The 5,600-nt window shown below is 58.5% G+C and carries 3 protein-coding genes and 1 pseudogene; 1 reads left to right on the top strand and 3 read right to left on the bottom strand.

Annotation, left to right across the window (positions count from 1 at the left end; genetic code table 11):
* Nucleotides 1–747: 747 nt before the first annotated feature.
* From K288_RS55320 to K288_RS48820, 3 genes and pseudogenes are all read right to left on the bottom strand, one after another.
* Entirely contained in the window at nucleotides 748–1,311 is a 564-nt protein-coding gene (locus tag K288_RS55320; RefSeq protein WP_244443476.1) for a sulfite exporter TauE/SafE family protein, read from the bottom strand.
* 383 nt (nucleotides 1,312–1,694) lie between these two features.
* A complete protein-coding gene (locus K288_RS53945; protein WP_160169085.1) occupies nucleotides 1,695–2,285 on the bottom strand; it encodes a hypothetical protein in 591 nt (196 codons plus the stop codon).
* Nucleotides 2,282–4,791: pseudogene (locus K288_RS48820) on the bottom strand (efflux RND transporter permease subunit). The gene K288_RS53945 and the pseudogene K288_RS48820 overlap by 4 nt, the downstream one beginning before the upstream one ends.
* 619 nt (nucleotides 4,792–5,410) lie before the next feature.
* On the opposite strand from K288_RS48820, the gene K288_RS48815 reads away from it, so the two are divergent.
* Nucleotides 5,411–5,600 (top strand): transposase (locus K288_RS48815; protein WP_244443477.1); only part of this gene is annotated, 190 nt, incomplete at its 3' end.

The following is a 5,600-nucleotide window of genomic DNA, read 5'->3' as shown; positions in this document are numbered from 1 at the left end:
GCGAACCCCTCATCTCAAGACAGGACGCCCCGTTGTGCTATCCTCTTGGCTGTGCCGCCAGCCGCTCTGTTCTACCGCGCGAGCGGTTTAGTCCTGTGGCACTTTTCGGAAGTAGCGGATCAAACCAACGATGTCGACTCATCGGGATAAAGCGGAATTGCGTAGTCTCGCGTCGACGTGACGAAACGGCTGTGTGAAAGCGCTCACTTCGCGAATGACACATCATGTCGCAAACGGATATTAAGGAAGGGATCAACGATTGTGGAAACAGGCCGGGACGGAGAGGTTCGCTTCTTCGGTGAGTCGACGCGTCGGCGACAGTATGCGCCGGGTCCTTTGAACGGAACGCCAGCCGGTTTGATCTTGTGCATTCTGTTACGAGGACAGAACACCAGATCCATTCAACTTGAGCTCGCTCTAACCTCGCGCTCGGCGCGCCCCGCTTGTCTCTGCGATCGCCCAGAGCCGCCGTTATGTGCCGTAAAGAAGGTGTATAGCAGGTAAAGATCGATCAGGATCGTTGCCGCCATTACGCCATAGGCCCACGGGCTCTGCATCAGGGCGAGCTCGATTAGCACCCTTGACAGGCCGAAGCCCACGACCCAGGCATCAAAACTCATGCAGATGCGGCGGAAGATCTCCGGATCAAGCCGGCGGATGACATAAGATCCTAGCGGGATGCCGAGCACGACGCTGGGAATGAAGACATAAAGCAGGCTGCCGCTTTCGGAAATGAACAGGCCGAGCTTATAATAGACGAAGGCGGTTACGCTCGATTCGGCCGCGCGAACCAGGGCTAGGCCGGCGCGAAATTTCGTTTTTGACTAGGCCCTGGTTGTTGAACAGCATCGCCAAAGGCGGGCCTGAGATGGTCGTCACCGAGTAGAGGATGCCCAGCATCGACCCGAATGGCAGGCCGATTAGCCAGCTTGCCTCGATCGGACGGCGCCAACCGGCGGCTTGCAGCAGGATCAGGGGCAGAATGATCGTGTAGGTGGCGAATTTGCTCCAGCCCGGCTGCAGCGAGGCCAGCGCATAGCCGCCGATCGCAATGCCCGGCAAGAGCCCGAGCAAGATGGGAAACACCCGTTTCCAAACCGCCGGCACGCCCTTCAGATTGATGAGGAGGACGTAGAAGTTGACGAAGACCTCAATGATGACGATGGCGGGGTTGAGAATGCGATTGGTGTAGAAAACAAGCGCAAGGGGTACAGTGAGCGACGAGAAGCCGTAGCCGATGGCTCCATTTACAAAGGCCGCAAAAAACGTCGTTGCGGCCAGAAAAAACATAGCGGCATCAAAGGCAGGCATTTCCTCAGCTTTCAAACTCCGAAGGGCGTCGGATCACGCCTCAGGGGGATCAGACCAACATTGGTCATCAGACTTGCGGCAGGTTCAGATCACTCGCTTAGCAGCTCCGGCGCCCTTCATAGTGGGAGCGGTCAAGTGCAGAGGTTCGCCAGTTGCTCCTGTTACAGACTTCAGTTGTATAACGGAAGCCGTGCTGTGTTTCCCACCACCTGACTCCACTCAGCCAATACGTGTCAGTCTATTTTTTCCATTGTCAATCAACAGTCTTCGTATCGAAGGCCGTAACTGCGCTAATGGGATAGGCTCCTGGCCCAGACAGTTCCCGACCGTTCGTGATTGGAAATTTGGAATCTCTTGGCAACTTATCCTAAGGCTGCAGCAAATCAGCGGTCGTCTTTCAGCCAGCGATGCCGCGCGGTCAGGCCGAAGTAACCTATTCTCCCTAGAAGAGCCAATGAATAATGGCAACGCCACTCTATTTCATCAGGGAAGCGTGAATTCTCTCCCTCTTCCGGCGAGGTCAAGCTTGCGACTTGCGCTGCCGTGGATGTCCGGCAATTCACCTTGGCGGAGGCCAATAGCATCGCTGCTATCTGGTCGGCCGGGTAACGCATCCGGTCTGTCGGAGCAGCAACGGATCGCTGACGCTTTCTTCGTCGAGCACCTGATTCCCACCAAGCTCGGCACCACGGGCTTGAAGTCTCGACGCGCAAGGGACCCGTGAAGCCGTCCCAGGCGTCCGTCGCTAGCGACGCTGGCACGATGAAGCGGCCGGATTTCTTGGTGATGTAGTCCTTCACCTCGGGCCAGCGATAGAAAGATCGAGACGAAGCGCAGCAGCCACGGATCATCCTTCCTGTCCGTCCGCGCCACGAATTGCAGCCACCCAGTGCGATCAAGTCACCGCGGTCGGCGAGCGGCGCCTCTATCCTAGACCAGCAATCGAGCGAACCCGGGTTGATTGTCAGCGTCATCGCTTGGCCAGTTGGGCATCAGCTGCCCCGGTGAGGTCGAGCTGCGGAGTTCTTGGCGTGGTTGGAACTCGCGGCGGCGCGGTGATCGGACGCGATCGCGACATAGACCGCCGGCAGCACGAAGAGCGTGAACAGCGTGCCGATCGACATGCCCGCGACGATCACGAGCCCGATCGAGAAGCGGCTCGCGGCGCCAGCACCCGTTGCGGTCAACAACGGCAAGAGGCCCGTGACCATCGCCGCCGTGGTCATCAAGATTGGACGGAGTCGCACGCGCGCCGCCATCTCGATGGCAGAGCGGCGATCGAGTCTCTCCTTGAGCTGCAGCTCATTGGCGAACTCGACCATCAGGATACCGTGCTTGGAAATCAGCCCGACCAGTGTCAACAGTCCGATCTGAGTGTAGATGTTCATCGTAGCCGCGCCAAAGAATAGCGGGATCAAGGCGCCGACGATTGCCATCGGCACGCTGATCATGATGATGAGGGGATCGCGCAGACTTTCGAACTGCGCCGCAAGCACCAAGAAAATGACGATGAGTGCAAACGCAAAGGTGATGGCGAGTTGGTTACCCTCCTGCACATATTGGCGGGCGTCGGCGAGGAAGTCGTGGCTGAAGCCTGCGGGCAGTTTCTTTGCCTCCCCGTCCAGGAAGTCCACAGCCTGACCGATCGTGACGCCGGGCATCGGTACGGCCTGGAAGGTCGCGGAGTTGAGCTGCTTGTGGTGGGTGAGCACGTTCGGATCGGTCGCAGTCTCGATGGAGACCACGGTTGACAGCGGGAGCATCGCGCCGGTCGATCTCGGCGTATTTCGGTGCCTTGGTCAGTGCGAATACGATGCCCTGATCCTCCTCGGGTGCGAGTTCCTTGGAAGTATGCATATAGAGAAAGCCGACGAGGCCCAGCATGGTCAGCGCAAACAGCCCGGTAACCGGGCGATAGTCGAGCGAGCGGCCGAGCTTGCGGCCGTAGTAGCGTGTCATAGCGCCGAACACGCGGTTCACAAATCTTGCAAACCGCCCCTCCTCAGCGCTCTTCATGAAGACCGAGCACATCATCGGCGACAGCGTCAACGCGATCACGCCCGACACGATCACCGAACCCGCCAGCGTAAACGCGAATTCGCGGAACAGCGCACCGGTGAGGCCGCCGAGAAAGCCGATGGGCGCGTACACGGCGGCCAGCGTAATCGTCATGGAGACGACGGGGCCGACGATCTCGCGCGCGCCCTTCGTAGCGGCCTGCACGGGCGGGGCGCCTTCTTCCAGATGGCGATGAATGTTTTCCACCACGACGATCGCGTCGTCGACCACGAGACCGATCGCAAGCACCATCGCGAGGAGGGTCAGGAGATTGAATGAAAACCTCAGTGCCAGCATCATGCTGCAGACGCCAACGAGCGACAGCGGAATGGTGACGACCGGAATGATGACCGACCGCAGCGAGGCTAGGAACAGGAAGATCACCACCACCACGATTACGACGGCCTCAATGAGCGTCTTCACCACCTCATCGATCGACGATTGAATGAACTTGGTGGAGTCGTAGGCAACTTTCATCTTCAGCGACGGCGGCAGGTTGCGCTTCATTTCTGGAAACAGCGCTCGAACGCCTCGCACTATGCTCAACGGATTGCCTTGCGGGCTCGCCTGCACGCCGATGAAGATCGCGTGCTGGCCGTTCATGACGACGCTGGCGTCTGTGCTCTGCGCGGCAAGCTCGACTGTCGCACTGTCCTCCATGCGCACAAAGCCGCCGTCATTGGCTTTGACGATCATTCGCTTGAAGTCATCGACACTCCGCAGATCAGTGTTGGCCGTAACGTCAGAGAGAATGAAATGGCCCTTGACTTGGCCGGCCGCGGCCTGGAAGTTGTTGGCGGCGATTGCAGCCGAAACATCAGCGGGCGACACGCCGTGTCCCGCCATTTTCGCAGGATCGAGCCATAGCCGCATCGCAAAACTCTGGCCGCCCAGGATGTCTGCCGCTGCGACTCCGTCTACGGTTGACATAACCGGTTGCACCACGCGCGAAAGATGGTCGGAGATTGCGCTGGCCGTCAGTTCCTCGCTAGAGAAGGCGATATACATGACAGCTGTGGTCTGACCGGTAGACTTGGTGACGACCGGATCGTTCGACTCCTTCGGAATTAAATATTTGACCGAGTTGACCTTAGAGAGCACTTCGGTGAGCGCCTCGTTGGGATCGAAATTGAGCTTGATGTGGACCTGGATCGTCGAGGTACCGAGCACCGAGGAGGACGTAATGTAGTCGACGCCCTCGGCGGAAGCGACCGCTTGCTCCAGGGGGGTGGTGATGAACCCCTGGATCATGTCCGCGGAGGCGCCAGGATAGGAGGTCGTGATATTGGCGACCGTGTTCGACAGCTTGGGATACTGCCGGATCGGCAGAACGGTGGCCGCGCGAAGGCCGATCAGCAGGATCAGGAGACTGACGACGATAGACAACACCGGACGTTTGATGAAAAGCTCGGTAAAATCCATCGCGACGCTCGCATTCAATAGAATGACGCAAATTAGCTAGCAAGCCAGGGCTACGGCCACGGTCATCAATGCGGCGACTGCGACTAAGGCCCGTAGCATGAGGGAAGCGGAATCGGTTGCTCTAAGGGCTCATGTTCCCAAGCAACACATCACCCTCTGCTCGCGAGGATAGAGGTACCTTCTCAACATAGAGACCACTGTTTTCCTTAACGCGAGCAGTCGCCGGGGGGCCGGCTCGAAGCAGTAAAGCTGAGCCTCTGGGCAAGCCGAAGAAAACGTAACGAGTCAGCTCCTTCGTAGCAGCCAACGTCCAAGATCACTGGATCTGGCTTCTGCAGGAACGAAACAATGTGCTGATGGATCTCCAAGGCGGAAGTGGGCTTACCTATTTCCATTTAACTTCGTCCTCACGCCTCAATGGCACGCAACAACTTATCAAGTCAGCTTAAGGCTTCGCCGACCCACCGATTGTCTGTAACCGGCATGAGCCCCCGCCTGGGCATCGCGCGACTGAGCTGCGATACATCCTGGCATAACTGTTTTTTGGAGGTGGGCAATGGCAGATGCCATGCATGAAGCCATGCTTGATGCCAGGCAGGAAGGCGGCTCCTATCGTCGGATCGAGGTGATCACAGGGCAGCGTCGACGACGGCAGTGGACAGCGGAGGAGAAGGCTCGGATCGTGGCCGAGAGCTTGGAGGAAGGGGCCAATATTTCCGAGGTCGCTCGGCGTCATGGCGTTGTTCGTGGGCTGCTTACGGTGTGGCGGCGCAAGTTCGCGACGGCAGCGAGCTTTCCGGCGCCAGACT

Source organism: Bradyrhizobium sp. Ai1a-2 (genome assembly GCF_000426245.1).
Classification (GTDB): domain Bacteria; phylum Pseudomonadota; class Alphaproteobacteria; order Rhizobiales; family Xanthobacteraceae; genus Bradyrhizobium.
The sequence above is the reverse complement of the archived record's forward strand: the minus strand, read 5'-3'. Positions and strand labels throughout refer to the sequence as shown.

Excerpts from the sequence above, each read along its gene's own strand:
- K288_RS55320 (WP_244443476.1), bottom strand. The coding sequence starts at position 1,311 with ATGCCTGCCTTTGATGCCGCTATGTTTTTTCTGGCCGCAACGACGTTT.
- K288_RS53945 (WP_160169085.1), bottom strand. The coding sequence starts at position 2,285 with ATGACGCTGACAATCAACCCGGGTTCGCTCGATTGCTGGTCTAGGATA.